We start from the raw sequence: 20,151 nt of genomic DNA, 5'->3' as shown, positions 1-20,151 counted from the left end.
CCTTATCTCAAGGGGTGTGGGTCTCGGCATGGAGCACGGAAGCAGTCCCTCGCGCACGAGGGGACACGAGGGACGGCCCCCGCGCATCACGCTCGCCGGGATCGAGCGGGTCGGCCGGGAGATCGGCCTGGCGGACCTGACCCTCCAGGGGGTGGCGTCCCGTCTCGGTGTCGCCTCCGCGGCGCTGTACCGGCACGTGGACGGCAAGGCCGGGCTGGACCGGCTGATCGGCGAGAGCATGCTCGCCGAACTCCGCGTCCCGAACCTGCCCGAGGACGTCGGCGCGCACCTGCTCCGGTTCGCGCTCACGCTGCGGGAGTTCGTCCTCGCCCGGCCGGGCATGGCCCGCTACCTGCAAGAGCTCTTCCCGCGGGGCACCGCGGGGGCCGCGGTGCTCGCCGGCGAGATCGAGGCCCTGGTCGAACGCGGCCACACCCCCGACACCGCCGTGGTCGTCTGCACCTCGGTGGCCGGGTTCGCCATCGCGCAGGCGGCGGCCCAGGAGCGGCAGACCGCCTACCTGGCGGGTGGGCGGGGCGATCACCGGATGGAGCGCCAACTGGCCGATTCCCGTGCCCTGCTGGCCTCGGAGGGGGTGCTCGCGGCGGCCCACGCGAACCTGCCCGAGGTCTCCCCGGAGGACTACTTCCGGCTGGTCGTCACCGCGTACATCCGCGGCCTCACCGACGCGGCGCCGCCGGGGCGCCCGCTGGCCGAGGTGACGGCCGCGCTGGACGTCAGGCTCCCGGCCGAGGGGAGGACGCTGTGACCCGTGGATTCCAGGGCGCCGTCCTGCGGGGCTTCGGCGCGCGCGACCACCAGGCGACGGTGGTGGAGAAGATCCGGCTGGCGCCGCACTTCGTGCGCGTCCGCCTGGTCTCGCCGACCCTGTTCGAGGAGGTCACCGCCGGCCCGGCCGCCTGGCTGCGGTTCTGGTTCCCGGACCCGGACGGCGGGGCCACCGAGCACCAGCGCGCCTACACCATCACCGAGGCCGACCCGGAGAAGGGCGCCTTCGCGGTGGACTTCGTCCTGCACGAACCCGCGGGACCCGGCTCGCGCTGGGCCGCGACCGTCCGCCCGGGGGCCCGGGTGCCGGTGATGTCACTCGGCTCCACCACGTTCGAACCGACGGATGAACCACCGGCCGGATACCTGCTGTTCGGGGACGCCGCGTCGATCCCGGCCGTCAACTCGATCCTGCGGGCCCTCCCGCACGACGTCGCGGTGGAGCTGTACCTGGAGGAACACGTCCCGGACGACCGGCTGATACCGCTGGCGACCCATCCGCGGCTGCGCTCGCACTGGGTGCCCCGGGACGGCGGGGCGGGGCTCGCCGCCGCGGTCGAGGCACGGGACTGGTCCGACTGGTCCGCCTGGATCGCCGCCGAGCAGACCACGTTCAAGCTGGTCCGCACCCGGCTGCGGGAGGAGTTCGGATTCCCCAAGTCCGAGCTGACCGGCCGGGCCTACTGGATCCACGGCCGGTCCATGGGCAAGCTCCGGGACGACCCGGCGGGCGGGAAAGCGGCACTGCCCGAGATCGCCGCGGCCCGCCCGCCGACCGGTGACGAACTCGCCGGTGACGAACTCGCCGACGGCGGGCCGACGGCCGCCGGGCCGGCCGCGCCCCGGGAGCCGGCCGTCCCGGCGCAGCCCGGCGCCCCGTCCACCCCCGCGGCCCCCGCCCGCTGGCGCTCCCAGGCGGCCGGGCGGCTGCTCGCCCCCGTGCGCGGGGCGCTGCTGCTGGCCGGACTGCTGCAGGTCGTCGTCACGGTCCTGCAACTCGCCCCCTTCGTCCTGCTGACCGAGCTGGCCCGGCGGCTCCTGGACGGCGCCGACGACGCGCGGCTGCGGGCCGTCGGCCTGCTCGCGCTCGGCCTGCTCGGTGCCGGCACCGTGCTCGGCGCCGCGCTGACCCTGTGGCTGCACGCGGTGGACGCCCGGTTCGCCCGTGACCTGCGCACCCGGCTGCTCGGCAAACTCGCCCGGCTGCCGCTCGGCTGGTACTCCACGCGCGGATCGGCCGGGACCAAGAAACTCGTCCAGGACGACACCCTGTCCCTGCACTACCTGGTCACCCACGCCGTCCCGGACGCGGTGGCCGCGGTCGTCGCCCCGCTGTCCGTCCTCGGCTACCTGTTCGCCGTGGACTGGCGGCCGGCCCTGGTGCTGCTCGTACCGGTCCTGGTCTACGTCGTCACCATGGCGGTCATGATGGTGCAGTCCGGTCCGCGGATCGCGCAGGCCCAGCGGTGGGCCGAGCGGATGGGCGGCGAGGCCGGCGCCTACCTCGAAGGACAGCCGGTGGTACGGGTGTTCGGCGGTGCGGCGGCCTCCACCTTCCGGCTGCGACTGGACGAGTACCTGGCGTTCCTGGGGGACTGGCAGCGGCCGTTCATCGGCAAGAAGACCTTCATGGACCTGGTCACCAGGCCCGCGACCTTCCTGTGGCTGATCGCCACGACCGGAACCCTGCTGATCGTCACGGGCCGGATGGCCCCCGTCGACCTGCTGCCGTTCCTCCTGCTCGGCACCACCTTCGGCACCGGGCTGCTCGGGATCGGCTACGGGCTCGGCGGACTGCGGGACGGCATGCTCGCGGCCCGCGGCATCGCCGTCACGCTGGACGCGGAGGAACTGGACACCCGCCCCGGTACCGGCACCGCCGACCAGGACGGCCCGCCGGGCACGGTCGTGTTCGACCGGGTCGCCTTCGCCTACCGGCCCGGCGTGCCGGTGATCCGGGACGTCTCGCTCACGCTGCGGCCCGGCACGGTGACCGCCCTGGTCGGTCCCTCCGGCTCGGGCAAGTCCACCCTCGCCGCCCTGCTCGCCCGGTTCCACGACGTGGGCGGGGGCGCCATCCGCGTCGACGGGTGCGACATCCGTTCGCTGACCGCCGACGAGCTGTACACCCGGGTGGGGTTCGTCCTCCAGGACGTCCAGCTGGTCCGCGGCACCGTCCGGGAGAACATCGCGCTGGCCGTCCCGGACGCCTCCGCCGAACGGGTCGAGGCGGCGGCGCGCGCGGCCCGGATCCACGACCGGATCACCCGGCTCCCGCAGGGGTACGACACCGTGCTCGGCGACGGGGCGCAGCTGTCGGGCGGCGAGCGGCAACGGCTCACCATCGCCCGCGCGATCCTCGCCGACACCCCGGTCCTGGTCCTCGACGAGGCGACCGCCTACGCCGACCCGGAGTCCGAGTACCTGGTGCAGCGCGCCCTCGACCGGCTCACCCGGGACCGCACGGTCCTCGTCATCGCCCACCGCCTGCACACCGTCACCGGCGCCGACCGGATCGCCGTCATGGACGACGGCAGGGTGGTGGAGGCCGGCACCCACGACGAACTGCTCGCCGCCGGTGGCCGCTACCACCGCCTCTGGCAGGCCGACGGTGCGCGCTCCGTGCCGGACGGCCCCGCCTCCGGGCTACCCGGAGCCGGGCGACCCGACGACGGGTACCTCGGGACCGCTACCGAAGGAGCCATCCGATGATCCGACCGCTGCTGCGGCTGCTGCCGGCGGAGCGGCGTCCGGCGGTCACCGCCTACGGCGCGCTCACCCTGTCCTCGGTCCTGCTGCGCGCGGCCGGTGCCGTCCTGCTGGTCCCGCTGGTGCGGGAGCTGTTCGGCCCGCGCCCGGTCGGCGCACTGCCCTGGCTGGGCGTCCTGACGGCCGTGACCGCGGCCGGCTGGGCGGTCGACACGCTCGCGGCCCGGCGCGGCTTCGAGCTGGGGTTCGGGCTCCTGGAGCGCGTCCAGCACGACGTCGCGGACCGCCTGACCGAGGTCCGGCTGGGCTGGCTGGCGGGCAACACCGCGCAGGCCCGCGCGGCGATCGCCTCCGGCGGCCCCGAACTCGTCGGCCTGTTCGCCAACCTGCTCACACCGCTGGCCGGTGCCGTCCTGCTGCCCGCCGCGATCGCCCTGGCGCTGCTCCCGGTCGCCTGGCAGCTCGGACTGGCCGCGGCCCTCGGCGTCCCGGTGCTGATGGTGGCGCTCTGGGCCTCCGGACGGATCAGCCGACGGGCCGACGCGCTCGCCGCCGACACCAACAGCGCCCTGACCGAGCGGCTGATCGAGTTCGCCGGAACCCAGCAGGCCCTGCGGGCCGGCCGGCGGGTCGAACCGGCCCGCAGCCAGGTCGGCCGGGCCCTGGCGGAGCAGCACGGATCCACCATGCGGCTGCTGCTGCTCCAGGTCCCGGGCCAGCTGCTGTTCGGTCTGGCGGGCCAGGTCGCCCTGGTGCTGCTGGCCGGCACGGCCGCCGTCCTGACGGTGCGCGGGGACCTGACGGCACCGGAGGCCGTGGCCCTGATCGTCGTCGTCGTGCGCTACCTGGAGCCGTTCACCGCGCTCGCCGGGCTGGCGCCCGCGGTCGAGACCGTCCGCGCCTCGCTCGCCAGGGTCCACGCCGTGCTCGCCGCACCGACCACGCCCCAGGGCAGCGCGGCCGGACCCGGCAGGGCGCCGAGGATCGAGTTCGAGGACGTCGACTTCCACCACGAGGACGGTCGGCCGGTGCTGCGCGGCCTGAACCTCACTCTGGAGGCGGGCACCACCACCGCGGTCGTGGGCCCCTCGGGATCCGGCAAGAGCACGGTGCTCGCCCTGCTCGCCGGACTCCTGTCGCCGACCCGCGGCCGCGTCCTGGTCGACGGCGTGGACCTGGCCCACCTCGACGGCGCCGGGCGGCGCGCGCTGACCAGCATGGTCTTCCAGCACTCCTACCTGTTCGACGGGACGATCCGGGAGAACGTCCTGGTCGGTGATCCGGGAGCGGAGCACGGACGGCTGGACCGGGTGCTGGGGCTGGCCCGGGTGGACGAGATCGCCGACCGGCTGCCGGCCGGCCTGGACACCCGCGTCGGTGAGGGCGGCACGGCGCTCTCCGGCGGCGAGCGCCAGCGGATCGCCATCGCCCGGGCCCTGCTGAAGCCCGCTCCGGTGCTGCTCGTGGACGAGGCCACCAGCTCCCTCGACACCGAGAACGAGGCCGCCGTCGCCGCCGCGCTGACCGCCGGGGCGGGGACCCGGACCGGGGTCGTCGTGACCCACCGGCCGGCCACCGTCCGCACCGCCGACCGGGTCCTGTTCCTGGAGGACGGTTCGGTGGTCGAGGACGGCACGGTCGAGGGTCTGCTCGGGGCGGGGGGACGCTTCCACCGGTTCTGGCAGCAGCAGGAGGCCAGCGCCGGCTGGCGGCTGCGGGCCGAGCAGGCCGGAGGGCGGTAGCGCGGTGGACGGCGCGCCCGGGGCCTCCGGTGACGCCGTAGGCCTTCTGAGGGTGTCCTGGTGACGGACGGTTCCGGCGCGGGGATGCGTACGGGATGTTGTCGCATCGTCAGATCGCCTCACGAAGATTGCTCTTGACGACGGCCGGGTTGTCGTTCCTCGGACTCACGGGTTGCGGCCGTGGAGGACCTCGGGACGCGGGGGCCGTGAGCGGGCCGGCGCCCGCCGTCTCCGGTGGGCCGCCACCGCCTCCGGCGATGCCCGCCCCGGCCGTCGCCACTTCGGCCGTCGCCACTCCGGCTCCGAGCGGCTCCGCCACCGCCGGCTCCGCCCCGGCCCCGCCCGTCGCCCAGCGACACCTCACGGCGGAGGAGACCAGGCCGGTGAACGAGCTCGACGCCGGCCGCAAGGTGGTGGCCATCACCGTCGACGACGGTCCCCATCCGAAGTACACCCCGGCCGTGCTGGCCCTCCTGGAGAAGCACGGCATCCGGGCGACCTTCTTCCTGATCGGGGAGAACGCGGCCGAACACCCCGGGCTGGTGAAGGAGATCGCGGGCCGGGGCCACCTCATCGGCAACCACTCCTGGAGCCATCCGAACCTGCGCGCCCTCCCCGAGGCGAACATCCGCGACGAGCTGACACGTACCTCCGAACTCCTCGCCGGGATCACCGGCAAGGAGCCCACCTGGTTCCGCTCCCCGGGCGGGGACTGGCCCGCCAAGACGCTCAAGGTCTGCGCCGAGCTGGGGATGCGGCCCATGGGCTGGTCGGTCGACCCGCAGGACTGGGCGGAGCCCGGGACGGACGTGATCGCCCGGCGGCTCATGTCGGAGCTGAGGCCGGGGGCGATCGTGCTGACTCACGACGGGGGCGGGGACCGCTCGCAGACGGTGGCGGCCCTCTCCGAGTTCCTGCCCGCACTGATCGACTCCGGATACCGGTTCACCGCACCGCCGGGGTGACGGCGGGCGTCCGAACGGTCCTCCCCGCGGCCGCGGGGGCGTCCCGGACACCGTCCGTCATGTCCGTGCGTGCGGCCGTCTGCCGGGTTGCGGTCAGATCCGGCCGGCCCGCCGTTCGGCGACCAGCAGCCGGAGCAGGTAGCCGCCGCCGAGGACGCCGGTGACCACGCCGACCGGCAGCTGGTGTCCGCCGACCAGATGCTGGGCCGCCCAGTCGGCGGTGACCAGCAGGGCGGCACCGGTCAGCATCGAGACGGCCGGGTTGGGGCCGGGGGAGCGGGCCAGCCGTCCGGCGAGCTGGGGCGAGGTCAGGGCCACGAAGGAGACCGGGCCGGCGGCGGCCGCCGCGAGCGCGGACAGCAGCACGGCGGAGCCGAGCAGCAGCAGGCGCAGCGGTCCGACCCGGATGCCCAGGGCCATGGCGGTGTCATCGCCCAGTTCGAGCATGCGCAGTGGCCGGGCACAGCCGCACAGCACCACCGGGGTCAGGACGGCGAGGGCGACGGCCAGTGGCAGCGCCTCGCCCCAGCCGCGGCCGTCCAGACTCCCCGTCAGCCAGAGGAGCGCCCGGGCCGCGTCCGTGAGTCCGGCCCGGGTGAGCAGGTAGCCGCTGATCCCGGTGAGGACGGCGGCGGCACCGATGCCGACCAGCACCAGCCGGCCGCCGTGCAGGCCGCGTCGCCAGGCGAGCGCGCAGACGGCCGCCCCCGTGAGGGTGCCGCCGGCCACGGCTCCGCCGGCCAGGGCCGCGCTGCCGCCGCCCGCCACCACCACGAGCAGGGCGCCGACGGCGGCCCCCTGGGTGAACCCGAGGATGTCGGGGCTGCCCAGCGGATTGCGGACCAGGGACTGGAGGAGCGAGCCGGCCAGCCCCAGGGCCGCGCCGACCAGCAGGGCGGTGACCACCCGGGGCAGGCGCAGCTGGTTGACGATGAAGTCCTCGGCGGGCGAGCCCTCACCGGTGAGTGCGCGCAGCACGTCGCCGGGTTCGAGCGAGTAGCTTCCGCTGCCCAGGCTGAACACGCTCACGACGGCGGCCAGCAGGGCGCAGCCGGTGCCCGCCACCAGGGCGCGCGGCTGGTAGCGCAGCGACCGGCCGGTGGTACCGAAACGGATCGAGGTCATGCCCGGGCCACCTTCCCGCGGCGCGCGAGGTGGAGGAAGAACGGCCCGCCGAGCACCGCGGTCACCACGCCTACGAGGAGTTCGCCCGGCCGGGCCACGACCCGTCCCAGCACGTCGGCACCGAGCAGCAGGACCGGGGCGAGCAGCGCGCAGTACGGCAGCAGCCGGCGCAGGTCGGGTCCGGTGACGGCACGCACCAGGTGGGGCACCATCAGCCCGACGAAGACGATCGGTCCGCAGGCGGCCGTCGCGGCCCCGCAGAGCAGGGTGACGGCCGCGACGGCCCCGGCCCGGACGAGCCCGGGCCGGGTGCCCAGGGCCCTGGCCTTGTCGTCGCCGAGGGCCAGGGCGTTGAGCGGCCCGGCCAGCGCGAGCGCCAGCAGCAGGCCCGCCCCGATGAACGGCAGCACGGTGAGGACGGTTGCGGGCTGGGCGTCGGCCAGCGAGCCGACCGTCCAGAACCGCATCCGGTCCAGCGTCCTGGTGTCCAGCAGCATCACCGCGCTGACGTAGGAGTACAGCGTGGCGTTGAGTGCGGACCCGGCCAGCGCGAGCCGGGCGGGAGTGGCCGCCCGGCCGCCGCCGACCGCGTACACGGCGACGGACACGACGGCCGCACCGGCGAGCGCGAACCAGACGTACCCGCCGACGGTGGCGATGCCGAACAGCGAGGAGGCGGTGACCACGGCCGCCGAGGCGCCGGCGTTGATGCCCAGTAGTCCGGGGTCCGCGAGCGGATTGCGGGTCAGGGCCTGCATGACGGCGCCGGACAGGCCGAGGCCGCAGCCGACCAGCAGCCCGAGCAGGGTGCGCGGCAGGCGCATCCGGTGGACCACCGCGTAGTCGGTGGAGTCGTGGTCGAGCAGCCCGTGCCAGACCTGGCCGGGGGTCAGCGGCTTGGCTCCGACGGCGATGCTCAGCACCAGGACCGCGAGCAGGAGCAGGAGGGCGGCGAGCAGCCCGCCGGCCCACCGGGCGGTGCGCCGCACCGGTGTGTCGGCGTCGGCGTCGTCCGCGCCGGGGCGGACAGGACCCAACTGCGGTGGTCTGGCGATGGACACGGTTGGTGGGCTCCGGGGTCGGGTGCGGGGTCGGGTGTGGGGGAGGGGACGACGTCTCTGGACAGGAGTGAAAGTTAGGTTAGCCTATGCTTAGTTCGATGTCGTTCGGTTCCGGCAGAGTGCCGCGCTTCGCGCCGCCGGCCCTGTCCCTCCTTGAAAGCGAACACCTGTGACACGCCCCACAATCACCAGTCGTCCCACTCGCCGCGGCCTGCTCGCCGGCGGTGGTGCCACCGCGCTCGGCGCACTCCTGGCCGCGTGCGGCGGCAGCGGCACGAAGAGCCGGGCCGGCGCGTCCGACGGCGTGAAGGCCGGCCCCTGGTCGTTCACCGACGACCAGCCGAAGCGGCTGTCGGCGTTCAACCCGCCCCAGCGCGTCGTCGCCTTCACCGGTGCCGCCGCGGCCCTGGTCGACTTCGGTCTGGGGCGGCAGGTGGTCGGCGTCTTCGGCGAGACCAGGGCCGCCGACGGCAGGGCCGACCCCCAGGCCGGCGACCTCGACGTGAACCAGGTGACCGTCATCGGCAACGCCTACGGCGAGTTCGACATCGAGAAGTACGCGGCGCTCCAGCCCGACCTCCTGGTCACCCACATGTACGACCCGGGGGCCTTCTGGTACGTCCCCGACGAGAGCAAGGACAAGATCCTCAAGATCAACCCGAACGTCGCGGCGATCGGGGTGGCCCGGGTGCCGATGACCGAGCCGATCGAGCACTACGCCGATCTGGCCGCCTCGTTGGGCGCGGACCTGAACGCCAGGAAGGTCACCGACGCCAAGGCCCGCTTCGAGGCCGCCGCCGAGAGCGTGCGGCAGGCGGTGAAGGCGTCCGGCGGGATCAGGGTCCTGGCCTGCTCCGCCAGTGCCGACCTGTTCTACGTGTCCAACCCGAAGGTCTCCTCCGACCTGATGTACTTCGCGCAACTCGGCGTGGACATCGTCGTCCCGGACAAGCCCGGAGCCGGGGGCTACTTCGAGAGCCTCAGCTGGGAGAACGCCGGCCAGTACCGGGCCGATCTGCTGCTGCTCGACGAACGGGGCACCTCGCTGCAGCCCAAGGACCTGACGGGCAAGCCGACTTGGGCCGAGCTGCCCACGGTGAAGGCGAACCAGATCACCCCCTGGAGCGCGGTGCCGCGCTTCTCCTACACCGGCGCCGCACCGCTGCTGGAACGGCTGGCCCAGGCGATCCGGTCCGCCCGGAAGCTGGGCTGACGACCCGATGGACACCCGACCGACCCGCATCCCGCGGCCCGCCGCAGGGGCGCCGGCCCCGGCCGCCGACCCGGCCGCCGTCGCCGGACAGTTCCGCTTCTTCGACGCCCACGTGGTACGGACCCGCCGGCTCGGCCCCACCTTGCTGCGGGTGACCTTCGGCGGCGACCGGCTGGCCGGCTTCGCCTCCGGCGGCCGGGACCAGAGCTTCTCCCTCTTCCTGCCGCGCCCGGGCCAGCCGGCCCCGGTCCTGCCCGACCGCACCGGCGCGGGCTGGTACCAGGCCTGGCAGGCCGTGCCGGAACACGAACGGGCGGTCATGCGCTCGTACACCATCCGCGCGCAGCGCTACCAACCCCTCGAAGTGGACGTGGACTTCGCACTGCACGGCGCCCGGCCCGGGCAGCCGTCGAACGGCGCCGGCCCCGCCGCGACCTGGGCCGCCCGGGCCGAACCCGGCGACCGGGTGGTCCTGCTGGGGCCGACGACGGCGGACAACCGCAGCGTCGGCTTCCGGCCGCCGGCCGACACGGACTGGGTGCTGCTGGCCGCGGACGAGACCGCGTTGCCCGCACTCGGCGCGATCCTGCGCTGGCTCCCGACCGGGGTCCGGGGCCGGGCCTTCGTCGAAGTCCCGTACCGGCAGGACATCCAGGACCTGCCGAGCCCGGCCGCACTCGACGTCACCTGGCTGACCAGGGAGGGCGGGTCCGCGCTGCCGGGCGAGATCCTGGCCGGGGCGGTGCGCGCCGCGAACCTGCCCGCCGGCGTGCCGTACGCCTGGATCGCGGGGGAGTCGGCGATGGTCCGGGGCCTGCGCCGGCACCTGGTCCGGGAGCGCGGTTACGACCGTGCCCGGGTCGAGTTCTCCGGCTACTGGCGACGCGGCGCCTCGGAGGAGCAACTCCGCTCGGAGCGGAGCACCGTGGGCGACGCGGACTGACGGGCACGAGTGGAGCGAGCGGTCTTCCAGGCTCACCCCGCCGGACACCGGGCCGCCACCGCACCGCAGTGGACCGGCCGACCCGACCGCGCCGTGGCAGACCCCGGCGGACCGGGGCCGGCCGGGGCGCGGCGAGGGCGCCGTGGGCGTGGTGCACGTGCCCGGCGGCCGCGCGCACCGGGCCGGGTGGCCGTAGCGTCGGTTACCGGTCCGTCACGAGAGAGGGAGAGGGCGGATGCCCGCCGCAGCGCTGTTCGACGTCGGCGGAATTCCGCTCGGGTCCGGGCGTGACCAGTGGCACGATCATGGCTGACGGGACGGGGGTCGAGCCCGAGCCCGAGCCCGGACGCGGACCCGGACCCGGGTACTCGGTCTCGGTGGAGTTCTACGACCTGCTGCAGGCCGAGACCGACCGCCTCCAGGCCCGGAGGCGCTCGTCGTCGCCACCCTCCCGCCGCCCGTGCGGCGCGCCACCTGGAGGGCCGTCGCCCGGGCGCTGACACCGGGCGTGGGGGGCCTGCACGTCGTGCGGACCCCCCACGCCGACCTCGTGGCGGCCCGGCGCACCGCGAGCTGACCGCGCCACGTCCGCCGCGAGGGCGCCTGACCGTCCGGGGCTGTCAGTGCTCGACCGCGTCCTTGATCTTCTCCCCGGCCTGCTTCAGATCGCTCCTGGCCTGCCGGCCCTTGCCCTCCGCTTCCATCCTCCGGTCGCCCCGGGCCCGGCCTGCGGCCTCCTTCGCCCTGCCCGTGGCCTTCTCCGCCATGTTGCGGACCTTGTCCGTGGCACTCGTCACCGTCACTCCCGTCGGCTTGCGACATCAGGACACCTGGCGCCTGCCCGAGGATTCCGGATCCATGCACCGGAACCGCCGCTCACCGGGTGGGCGGAACCGGGTCGAGCCCGGTGTCGTGGTGCGCGCTCCCGCGGGTGGGGGCAAGATCGGCGGATCAGCCCGGACAGGACGGGCCGATCCCATGTCGCGCTTCGGCGCGACGCATACGGAAAGGTTCTGCTGGTGGACCCGCAGCCTGCCACAGCCGTCGGCTTCCTGGGCTCCGCCGGGCGGCCCGAACGCCTCCTGGTCACCTGGGACCGCCGTCGTGCGGTCAGCTCCCCGCTGGACGACGAGCAGGCGCTCGCCGTCGCCGAACACGTGGCGGAGCGCCTTCCTCCGGTGCGGGCCGACGACGGGCGACGCCAGGTCGTCCACTGGCTGCGGCCGCCGCTGGACGTCGTCCTCGCCCCTGACGGTGACGGTCCGCCGCGCCTCGTCCGCCTCTGAGCAGGACCTTCGGTGGGCGGTCCGGCTGTCCACGCCGGGCCGGCAGGACGTGCTCGGCGTACGTGTCGAGGAAGGCCGTCCGGTCGGGGCCGATCCGGTTGATCCGGCCGACTCGGACCACGTCGTGGACGGAGCGACCCGCTTGTGGTTCGCACTCGCTGTCAAACGCGGCCACGGCCGCCGGGTGGCCCTGCGACTTCTCCACGAGGACCACTGACGGTCGGGCGTCCGGCTGTCCGGGCCCGCCACGGCAAGCCGCCCCGGTACTGCTTGCCGTGGCGGGCTCCGCTCAGTCGTGCAGCAGTTGTGTGCGGATGCCCGCGATCACGATGTCCAGTTCCAGCCGGAAGGTCGCGTCGCGCTGGTCCTGGGGGATCAGCGCGGCCTGGCGGGCCTGTTCTTCGAGGGTGTAGCCGTTGACGAAGCTGGTGACCACGTCCGCGCCGAGGTGGGCGGCCGGGGCATCGGCTCCGGCCGAGCGCAGGGTACCGATCAGGGCGCCGAAGTAGGCGACGGCGTTGGGCGGCGGGGCGGTGAAGGAGACCACGAGCCGGGCGCCGTCGCGGTGGGCGAGCATGGCCGCGCGGGCCCGGGTGGCCAGTTCCCGGAGGCGGTCGGGCCAGGCCTGTTCGGTGGCGGGGGCGGTGTCCGGGCCGCCGGTGGGCGGCTGGGTGAGCATCTCGCCGATGATCCGGTCGGCCAGCGCGTCCAGCAGGGCGGCCTTGCTCGGGTAGTGCCAGTACAGGGCGCCGGCCCGGACGCCGAGCCGTTGGGCCAGGCGGCGGGTGGTCAGCTCGTCGAGACCGTCCTCGTCGAGCAGTTCCAGTGCACCCTGCAGTACGTCGGCCTGCCGAAGCGGCATCGGGTGTCCCCTTTCGTAGCCCATTCCTGTCAGCGGAGGCATCTTGCCACTTGAACACCGACCAAGTAAGTTGAACAGTGACCAAGTGAACGGTGTTCAAGTCAGTTTCCACGGGGGGATCGACATGCGTGTACTGGTGATCGGCGCGGGAATCGGTGGGCTGTGCCTGGCGCAGGGACTGCACCAGGCCGGGATCGACGTGCGGGTCTACGAGCGCGAGGAGAACGTGCAGGCCCGGTACCAGGGCTTCCGGATCGGCATCGGCGGCCGGGGGCTGGACGCGCTGCGCGCATGCCTGCCGCAGCGCCTGCACCCGCTGCTGGAGGCCAGCACCGGGGAGCTCTCGGGTGAGCGGCGGGTGGTCGACGAGCAGTTGCGCGAGATCCGCCGACTCGGTGCGCTGCACGGGGGCATGGCCACCGACCGGCACGTCCTGCGGCACCTGCTGCTGGCCGGGATCACCGACCGGATCGAGTTCGGCAAGCGGCTGGTCCGCTACAGCGAGCAGGCCGACGGCACCGTGCGGGCCGAGTTCGCCGACGGGACCGCCGCCACCGGCGACCTGCTGGTGGGCGCGGACGGCGGCAACTCGCCCGTGCGCCGACAACTCCTGCCCGACGCCGAGGTGGTCACCCTCGACGGCAGCGGCCTGCTCGGCCGCACGCCGCTGACCGACCGGTTCGCCGGCCTGGTCCCGGGCTTCGGCACCCTGGTCCACGGCCCCGAGGTGCGGATGCTGCTCGGCAAGATGGAGTTCCGCCGCCCGCCGCACCTGGCCGCGGCCGAACTGGCCCCCGACGTCGAACTGCCGCGAACCGGCAGCTACCTGCGCTGGGGAGCGTTCCTGCCCGAGTACATCAAGCCGCTGCCCGCCGACTGGCCGGGGGTCCGTGACCTGCTGCTGGCCGGCATCGCCGACTGGCACCCCGACCTGGTCGAGCTGGTGCGCCAGTCGGATGTGGTGAACAGCTCGGTGCTGACGGTCCGTCACGCGAAGCCGGTGCCGCACTGGGGCACCCGCCGGGTCACCCTGCTCGGCGACGCCGTCCACGTCATGCCGCCGAGCGCGGGCATGGGCGCCAACACCGCGTTCCGGGACGCGGAACTCCTCTGCCGCGTGCTCACCGCGGTCGAGCGCGGCGAGGCGGAACTGCTGCCCGCCGTCGAGCGCTACGAGCGGGAGATGCTCGAATACGGCTTCGCGGCGGTCGCGGAGAGTCTGGAGCAACTGCCGGCCTTCGCCCCGTCGGTCATGGCGGGTGCGGCACCGGCGGACGGAGCGGGCGCACACTGACGGGCGACAGCGAACCGTGGAGGGGGCTGTCCGCGGTGCGCCGGGCAGGTTGAACTCGATGCTCACGCCCGGTAGTCGGGGTCAGATCGGTACCAGTTGGTCGTAGCTGTAGAGGGAGGTCATGTCGAGGGCGCGGCGCGGTGTGGGCGGGTCGTCGACCGGATAGCCGTCGAAGGGGAGTACGTCGTCGATCCGGATACCGCTGTACACGGGTGGGGCATCCATGCCGGGGAGGTAGCTGCGGCCGTTCTTGCTCATCCAGCTTTCCCAGATCCGGTCCACGTTGCAGTGGTGCAGGAAGAAGACCGGGTCGTTGGGCGAGCTGATCGGGATCATGTCGCGGCCGATCCAGTCGTGGACCCGGTTGTGCATGCTGGACTGACCGGCCGGCAGGAACCCTTCGAGCCGGTTGCGGAAACCGGCCGAGTTCACGTCGAAACCTACTGAGTCGTACGTCGGGTAGCTGGAGAGGACCTCTTTCACATTCGTGCTGTTGGGCAGGCTGTTCGCACTCTGGTAGAACTGCCGCTCCAGCCCCCGCCGGACGGAGTCCCAGGCGCCGAGGCCGTCGGCTTCGACGATGACCCAGAAGGGTCGGGGGTTGTTCTGGGCGCGGAACGGGCCGCTGTTGACGGGTATGCCTGCGTGCCCCATGTAGGTGTCGCCCCAGACCGCCGCCCGCTCCGGCACTCCGGCGTCGGCGTCGGTCTGCCAGTCCCAGTACGGCAGGGCGAAGCCGGACTTGCCGAGTACCGACCGCATCTGGCCCTCCACGCGGAGGAGGAACCAGCGGTGCCACGGCAGGAAGGACGGCGAGCGGTGTGCCGTGTTGCGCAGCAACCAGCTGCCGTTGGACGGGATGGCACGCCTCGTCGCCTGGATGTGCTCGATCACGAAGAGGTCGTAGAGGGACAGCTGCTGGTCGGGGCCGGGAATGCCGTACCCGCGGGTCGTGCGGTTGGACATCTTTTCCTTGAGGCGGTGAACGGCCTCGATGAAGTCGTCGCGTGCGGTGGTGTCCTTCAGGATGTTCTTGCGGACCACGGCCATGGCAGACCACTCCTCTGATCCGGTCGCGGAGGGTGATGACCGGTACCCGGACGACGCCCGGCGCGAGCCGGACCGTGTGAAGGAGGGCGAGGCTGTGCCACCCGCTCGGCTGACGGTGACTTGGCGTCACGTTGCGGCGCACATCCGGGTGGGCGGGCGACGGTGGCAGAGTTCCTTCGCATGCGCCTGATTTCAGGATCCCGCGCCGGGTGCTTGATCGCATCCGGCCGCCAGGGAGGCCTCGGCCCGCGGCGAACCACCCTCGACGGCGTGCGACAAGGTGTCTGGACAGCCCTGTGGCCGCAGTGGACCCGGCGGCACCGAGCACAACGCCACTGCCGGCCCGCCCGGGGATCTCCCGGGGGACAGGGGTGTTCCCGGTGGCTCAGCCGTGCCCGAGCAGGAGGGTGAGGGACGGGCCCAGGTGGTCGGGGGATCGGCGGCACGCCAGGCGATGAAGCCGTCGGGGCGGACCAGGAGGGAGCCGCCGGGCGGGAGTTCGGGGAGGTCGACGACCGCGGCGGAGGCGTACGGCGACGGCGCAGCCTGAACCGCAACGTTCAGCAGGTCCCAGATCCTCTCGTCAGGCACCGCGCCGACGACCCGCACACCAGTGACGCTCAACCCTGCCTCCAGTTCCTGATCCAACTCCCAGCGCCTGATCATGCACGACGCTCCACGAGCTTCGATTCCGCATGGTCAGGAGCGGGGTTGCCCCGGGGGCTGCGGACCGGGAACGTCCGCACCTCCCATCCGCTGCCGAAGGCCTCCCGTGCCCCAGCACGGCACCCCCCTGAACGTCCACGTCGTCCTCGGCCCGGCCCGGGCCCTCCCTCCTTCGGCTCCGCCGAGCCGGCCGCCGCGATCCCGCCGATCACGAGGTCGAGGGAGCGGTCGAAGACCGCCTCGGGACTCTGGTCGCCGCCTGCCCCGGCCAGGGCCCGGGCGAGGTGGGGTTAGGTGCCGCCCGCGACGGCGGAGGCGAGGTAGCGGGCCTGGGTGTCGAGGGACTCGCCGGAGATCCGGTCCGCCACCTCGCCGGCTCGTTCCTGAGCGAGTTCGTACGACATGTGGCTGGCCACGAAGCCGGTGAGGAGGCTGAAGGCCTCCAGCTGCGCCTGGGCGTCCAGGCCGGTTTGGGCGAGGACGGCGAGCGCGTGGTCGAGGACGGCGAGGGTGTTCGGGCCCAGGGTCTGGCGGGCCGGGAGCGCGGCGGGGAGCCAGGGATGGCGTCGCATGATGGCGCGCTGCTCGTGGGCGATCCGGCGGAGGTCGCGGCGCCAGTCGCCGGAGGGCCCGGGCGGCCCGCTCGGGCCTGCCGCCAGGTTGCGGCCGGTGGACTCGAACAGGACGCTGCGTCCGGGCGGTCGTCCCGGGGAGGAAGGTCCGGAGAGGAGCCGAAATTACGCCAACTTCCTTACCATGCAAGGGAGTCGGGCGACATGAAGAGGCTGCGACCCCCGTACCAGGGGCCGGAGAACACGGTGGAACAGCCCGGTGATCGGGTGTCGCTGGGCGATGATCGCACTGTCCACGGTCGCGGAGTCCGGCCCGTGTCGTCCGGCCCGGCCGGTCAATCGGAAGACGGCCCTCGGTCGTCCGTGGGCATCGCGCTCTCGTCGAGCTGATCGATGGCCCACTGGGCCCAGTCGCGCTGGAGCTGCTGGAACCGCAGACCGAACTCGGCGGCGAAGCGGGCGAAGGGCGGCTTGTCACCCGGCTGCGAGGCGGCCTCGATGCGCTGGACGGCCTCCCGCAGTTCGGCGCTCTCCGTCTCCGCGTGGGCGATGACCTGGTCGATGAGGGTGCGCGCGTCCTCCGCCTCCAGGGCAGACAGCAGGAACAGCCGCAGCACGGCCTCGCTGCGCACCGGTCCGTCCTTGGGGATGAACATCCACTCCCGCAGGGCGGCGGTGCCGCTCTCGGTGATGCCGTAGGTCTTGCTGCCGCGGGTGCCCTCGTCGACGACCTCGACGAGGCCGTCGACGGTCATCCTCTTCAGCTCCGGATAGATGTGGCTGTGGCTGGCGTGCCACGCGTAGCGCGACAGGGACTCCTCGAAGCGCTTGTTCAGGTCGTAGCCGGTCTGGGGCCGGTCGGCGAGCAGACCGAGCAGGGCGTGGCGCAGGGACATGCGGCCATCGTACCTAACAGTCTGGACATGTACTCATTGACATATCAGTTTGTACATGTGAGTGTCGGGGCATGAGCGAACAGACTCCGAGCTACCTCGCGGGCCACCTGGCCCCCGTCCAGGACGAGACCGAGGCCACCGGACTCCACGTGACCGGCGCGCTGCCGCCCGAGCTGACCGGCCGCTACTTCCGCAACGGGCCCAACCCGCTGCCCGGCGAGGACAGCGGGCACTGGTTCGCCGGCCACGGCATGCTGCACGGCGTGCGGCTGGAGAACGGCCGGGCCGCCTGGTACCGCAACCGCTGGGTGCGCACCAGGCGCCTCGACGGCGCCCGGCCGATCGGCCCGGACGGCACCCGCGACCTGGCCGCCGGGGCCGCCAACACCTCGGTCATCCAACACGCGGGCAGGATCCTCGCGCTGATGGAGACCAGCTACCCCTACGAACTGAGCCCCGAACTGGACACCCTGGGCCCGTGCGACTTCGGCGGCCGGCTCACCACCGGGATGACCGCGCACCCCAAGGAGGACCCCTGTACCGGAGAGCTGCACCTGTTCGACTACGGCGTGCGTCCGCCGTATCTGACGTACCACCGGCTGACCGCGGACGGTGAACTGGCCACCAGCTTCCCCGTCGAGGTGCCGGGGCCGACGATGATGCACGACTTCGCCATCACCCCCCACCACATCGTCTGGCTGGACCTCCCGGTCGTCCTCGACCCCGACCTGGTGGGCCGCGGCGTGCCCTACCGGTGGAGCGACAGCTACACCGCGCGCATCGGACTGATGGGCAGGAACGATCCGGCGGTGCGGTGGTTCGACATCGAGCCGTGCTACGTCTTCCACGTCGGCAACGCCCACGAGGACGACCGGGGCCGCGTCGTCCTGGACGCCGTCCGCTACGGCCCCGACGCCTGGCGGGCCGCCTGGGCCCGCGCCGGCGGCCCGCCAGGCCCCGGCCAGGCCGCGGCCGCTGGGGTCAGCTCCCTGCACCGCTGGACCCTCGACCCGGCCACCGGCACCGTCACCGAGCAGGCGCTCGACGACACCGGAGTGGAGTTCCCGACCCTGGACGACCGCCTGGTCGGGCTGCCCCACCGCTACCTGTACGCCGTCGACTCCCACGCCATCGTGAAAGTCGACAGCGAGCATGGCCTCGTCGCCCGGCACGACCTCGGCGCGGACTGGCACGCGGGCGAGGCCGTCTTCGTCCCCGCGGCCGGCTCCACGGACGGCTCCGCCGCCGGCTCCACCGGTGAGGACGAAGGCTGGCTGCTGTCGATCGTCACCCACCGCTCCCCGTCGGTGCCCTCCCGTCTGCTCGTGCACGACGCCACCGACCTGGCCGCCGGCCCGGTCGCCACGGTGCACCTGCCCCGCCGGGTGCCGGCCGGATTCCACGGAACCTGGATACCCGACACCGAGCCGCACCGCTGACCGACCCGGCCGCGCGGATCGCTCCGCGCGGCCGGTCCCGGGTGTTGACCATGAAGGTCCCCAGGAAGGCCCTCGCCAAGAGTGCGGTGGCGGTCCTGCTGGCAGGGTTCGCCATGGCGCCGGGCGTGGCGCAGAGCTCAGCCGTCGGCCGTCTCGGGTCACCGGCCCCGCTCACCTCGCAGACCGCCGCGCATGCGGTGGCGGGCCAACTCAGCGTCCCCGAGCGGGAGGTGGGGCAGCGCCTGGCGGCCCAGGACGGGCTGTCGAACACCGCCAAGGCGTTCCGCACCGGCCAGGGCGCGAAGGACGCGGGCGTGTGGCTCGACGTGATGCGCGGTGAGGTGCACGCGAACGTGGTGGACGACGAGGGGGAACGCGCGGCCAAGGCCGCCGGAATTATCCCGCAGCGTGCCGCCTACACCACCGCCGACCTCAGGGAGGTCTACGAGCGGCTCAACGAGGTCGGGCGCAAGGGGCTGATGCCGCCGGACAGTTCGTGGGAGGTAGACACCGGCGCCGACCGTGTCGCGCTGGACGTACAGGCCGGAAAGGACGCCGAGGCGGTGCTGCGTGCGGCCGGTGTCACCGAAGCCGACCGTGCGAAGGGTCAACGTCACCACCCACCGGGGGACCGCCAACGTCCGGACCGGTCTGGTCGGGGGCGACGGCCTGCAGGCCATGGGGGGTGGGGGTCGCTGCTCGGCCGGCATCATGATCCAGCAGGCCGGTCAGGCCTATCTGATGACCGCCGGTCACTGTTGGGACGAAGGTACGGTGATCCGGCGTGACGACAGTTGGCCCGACCAGTGGGGCAACACCCGCATCGGAGTCGTGACCAACCGGCACAACGTCACCGAGGACTACGAGCTGATCAGGGTGGACAATCCGCGGGCGTGGCACCCCACCGGGAAGATGATCAAGACGGACGTCGCCAACGTCTACAACTACTACAACGGCTACGTCGCCGACCCGCAGTCCGAGATGGAGAAGGGCGACTGGACCTGCGCCTCGGGCATGGCGAGCGGCTGGAGGTGCGGCATGTTCGACACCGCCGAAGCCAGCATGACCGACGGCGATAGGCGTACCACGGAGCACCTGATCAAGGTCGACGTGAGGTCGGCCGCCGGCGACAGCGGGGGAGCGGTCATCTACGGCACCAAGGCCGTCGGCACGGTGGTGGGGGGCGCGACCGACCCGATGAACCCGGGCTACACCTACATCCAGCCCCTCTTCACGGTCGTCCGGGACTTCGGGTACACCATTTCCACGGTGGACTGGGCGCAGTGGTGATCACTTCGAACCGTGGGTGAGGACGCGGAGCACCCGGGGAGGTGTAGGAAGTCGGACCGGCGACTCTGCTGGCGAAGTCCCTTGGGGTGGGTGTGGGACAGTGAGCGTTTTCAGCGCTGCAGCTCCAGAGTGAGGACGGCTTTGGCTGCTGACGTAAGGGCGTCCGCCAGTAGGTCATCGGATGCGGGGTGTGCGAGGCCGGGTGTTCCAGCGGTAGAGGGACCAGGCGCGGCGGATCAGGCAGCGGAT

Annotated in this window: 18 protein-coding genes; 11 read left to right on the top strand and 7 right to left on the bottom strand. The window is 73.2% G+C overall.

The features are described 5' to 3' along the window. Positions 1 to 28 precede the first annotated feature (28 nt). The 4 genes from ABTZ03_RS37565 (at position 29) to ABTZ03_RS37550 (ending at position 6,205) form a co-directional block, all read left to right on the top strand. Entirely contained in the window at positions 29 to 769 is a 741-nt protein-coding gene (locus ABTZ03_RS37565; protein WP_350517686.1) for a TetR/AcrR family transcriptional regulator, read from the top strand. Further along, entirely contained in the window at positions 766 to 3,501 is a 2,736-nt protein-coding gene (locus ABTZ03_RS37560; protein WP_350517685.1) for an ABC transporter ATP-binding protein/permease, read from the top strand. Before ABTZ03_RS37565 ends, ABTZ03_RS37560 begins: the two co-directional genes overlap by 4 nt. Continuing rightward, on the top strand, positions 3,498 to 5,240 hold the full coding sequence (locus ABTZ03_RS37555; protein WP_350517684.1) for an ABC transporter ATP-binding protein: 1,743 nt from the start codon (positions 3,498 to 3,500) through the stop codon (positions 5,238 to 5,240). The genes ABTZ03_RS37560 and ABTZ03_RS37555 overlap by 4 nt, the downstream gene beginning before the upstream one ends. Before the next feature lie 383 nt (positions 5,241 to 5,623). After that, positions 5,624 to 6,205: a polysaccharide deacetylase family protein gene (locus tag ABTZ03_RS37550; protein ID WP_350517683.1), complete on the top strand. Its 582-nt coding sequence runs from the start codon at positions 5,624 to 5,626 to the stop codon at positions 6,203 to 6,205. A gap of 93 nt (positions 6,206 to 6,298) precedes the next feature. Here the strand turns inward: ABTZ03_RS37550 and ABTZ03_RS37545 are convergent, their stop codons facing one another. Beyond that, complete coding sequence (locus ABTZ03_RS37545; protein ID WP_350517682.1) at positions 6,299 to 7,330, bottom strand: FecCD family ABC transporter permease; 1,032 nt, start codon at positions 7,328 to 7,330, stop codon at positions 6,299 to 6,301. After that, positions 7,327 to 8,367 carry a FecCD family ABC transporter permease gene (locus ABTZ03_RS37540; RefSeq protein ID WP_502894722.1) on the bottom strand — a complete coding sequence of 347 codons (1,041 nt, stop codon included), beginning with the start codon at positions 8,365 to 8,367 and terminating at the stop codon, positions 7,327 to 7,329. Before ABTZ03_RS37540 ends, ABTZ03_RS37545 begins: the two co-directional genes overlap by 4 nt. Positions 8,368 to 8,560: 193 nt before the next feature. Here ABTZ03_RS37540 and ABTZ03_RS37535 point away from each other — a divergent pair, with 193 nt between their 5' ends. Together ABTZ03_RS37535 and ABTZ03_RS37530 are read left to right on the top strand one after the other, a co-directional pair. Next, a complete protein-coding gene (locus ABTZ03_RS37535; RefSeq protein WP_350517681.1) occupies positions 8,561 to 9,604 on the top strand; it encodes an ABC transporter substrate-binding protein in 1,044 nt (347 codons plus the stop codon). A 7-nt stretch (positions 9,605 to 9,611) separates the two neighbouring features. Beyond that, positions 9,612 to 10,547, top strand: coding sequence for a siderophore-interacting protein (locus ABTZ03_RS37530; RefSeq protein ID WP_350517680.1), 936 nt, complete (start codon positions 9,612 to 9,614; stop codon positions 10,545 to 10,547). Between the two features lie 620 nt (positions 10,548 to 11,167). Here ABTZ03_RS37530 and ABTZ03_RS37525 read toward each other — a convergent pair. Further along, positions 11,168 to 11,344, bottom strand: coding sequence for a CsbD family protein (locus ABTZ03_RS37525; RefSeq protein ID WP_350517679.1), 177 nt, complete (start codon positions 11,342 to 11,344; stop codon positions 11,168 to 11,170). Positions 11,345 to 11,566: 222 nt separating this feature from the next. Between ABTZ03_RS37525 and ABTZ03_RS37520 the strand changes: the two genes are divergently transcribed. Continuing rightward, positions 11,567 to 11,833 (top strand): hypothetical protein, encoded by a 267-nt coding sequence (locus tag ABTZ03_RS37520; RefSeq protein WP_350517678.1) that lies wholly within the window; start codon positions 11,567 to 11,569, stop codon positions 11,831 to 11,833. 289 nt (positions 11,834 to 12,122) lie between these two features. On the opposite strand, the gene ABTZ03_RS37515 is transcribed toward ABTZ03_RS37520, so the two are convergent. Beyond that, positions 12,123 to 12,695, bottom strand: coding sequence for a TetR/AcrR family transcriptional regulator C-terminal domain-containing protein (locus ABTZ03_RS37515; RefSeq protein ID WP_350517677.1), 573 nt, complete (start codon positions 12,693 to 12,695; stop codon positions 12,123 to 12,125). Between the two features lie 124 nt (positions 12,696 to 12,819). On the opposite strand from ABTZ03_RS37515, the gene ABTZ03_RS37510 reads away from it, so the two are divergent. Further along, complete coding sequence (locus ABTZ03_RS37510) at positions 12,820 to 13,989, top strand: FAD-dependent oxidoreductase (protein WP_350517676.1); 1,170 nt, start codon at positions 12,820 to 12,822, stop codon at positions 13,987 to 13,989. 81 nt (positions 13,990 to 14,070) lie between these two features. Here ABTZ03_RS37510 and ABTZ03_RS37505 read toward each other — a convergent pair whose 3' ends face one another. The 3 genes from ABTZ03_RS37505 to ABTZ03_RS37495 all read right to left on the bottom strand — a co-directional run bounded on the left by ABTZ03_RS37505 (position 14,071) and on the right by ABTZ03_RS37495 (position 17,173). Beyond that, positions 14,071 to 15,039, bottom strand: a complete 969-nt coding sequence (locus ABTZ03_RS37505) for a tyrosinase family protein (protein WP_350517675.1) — start codon at positions 15,037 to 15,039, stop codon at positions 14,071 to 14,073. Positions 15,040 to 15,995: 956 nt separating this feature from the next. Then, positions 15,996 to 16,364 carry a TetR/AcrR family transcriptional regulator C-terminal domain-containing protein gene (locus ABTZ03_RS37500; RefSeq protein WP_350517696.1) on the bottom strand — a complete coding sequence of 123 codons (369 nt, stop codon included), beginning with the start codon at positions 16,362 to 16,364 and terminating at the stop codon, positions 15,996 to 15,998. A gap of 248 nt (positions 16,365 to 16,612) precedes the next feature. Then, on the bottom strand, positions 16,613 to 17,173 hold the full coding sequence (locus ABTZ03_RS37495) for a PadR family transcriptional regulator (protein WP_350517674.1): 561 nt from the start codon (positions 17,171 to 17,173) through the stop codon (positions 16,613 to 16,615). Positions 17,174 to 17,244: 71 nt separating this feature from the next. Between ABTZ03_RS37495 and ABTZ03_RS37490 the strand changes: the two genes are divergently transcribed. The 3 genes from ABTZ03_RS37490 to ABTZ03_RS37480 are packed head-to-tail and all read left to right on the top strand — an operon-like array spanning position 17,245 to position 19,902. Next, the gene (locus tag ABTZ03_RS37490) at positions 17,245 to 18,612 is read left to right on the top strand and encodes a carotenoid oxygenase family protein (RefSeq protein WP_350517673.1); all 1,368 of its coding nucleotides are present in this window, start codon (positions 17,245 to 17,247) and stop codon (positions 18,610 to 18,612) included. Positions 18,613 to 18,662: 50 nt separating this feature from the next. Beyond that, positions 18,663 to 19,400, top strand: a complete 738-nt coding sequence (locus ABTZ03_RS37485; protein WP_350517672.1) for a hypothetical protein — start codon at positions 18,663 to 18,665, stop codon at positions 19,398 to 19,400. Continuing rightward, positions 19,291 to 19,902 (top strand): S1 family peptidase, encoded by a 612-nt coding sequence (locus ABTZ03_RS37480; RefSeq protein ID WP_350517671.1) that lies wholly within the window; start codon positions 19,291 to 19,293, stop codon positions 19,900 to 19,902. Before ABTZ03_RS37485 ends, ABTZ03_RS37480 begins: the two co-directional genes overlap by 110 nt. Positions 19,903 to 20,151 lie beyond the last annotated feature (249 nt).

The organism is Kitasatospora sp. NPDC096077 (assembly GCF_040303245.1).
Lineage (GTDB): Bacteria > Actinomycetota > Actinomycetes > Streptomycetales > Streptomycetaceae > Kitasatospora.
This window is presented reverse-complemented; position numbering and strand designations above follow the sequence as displayed.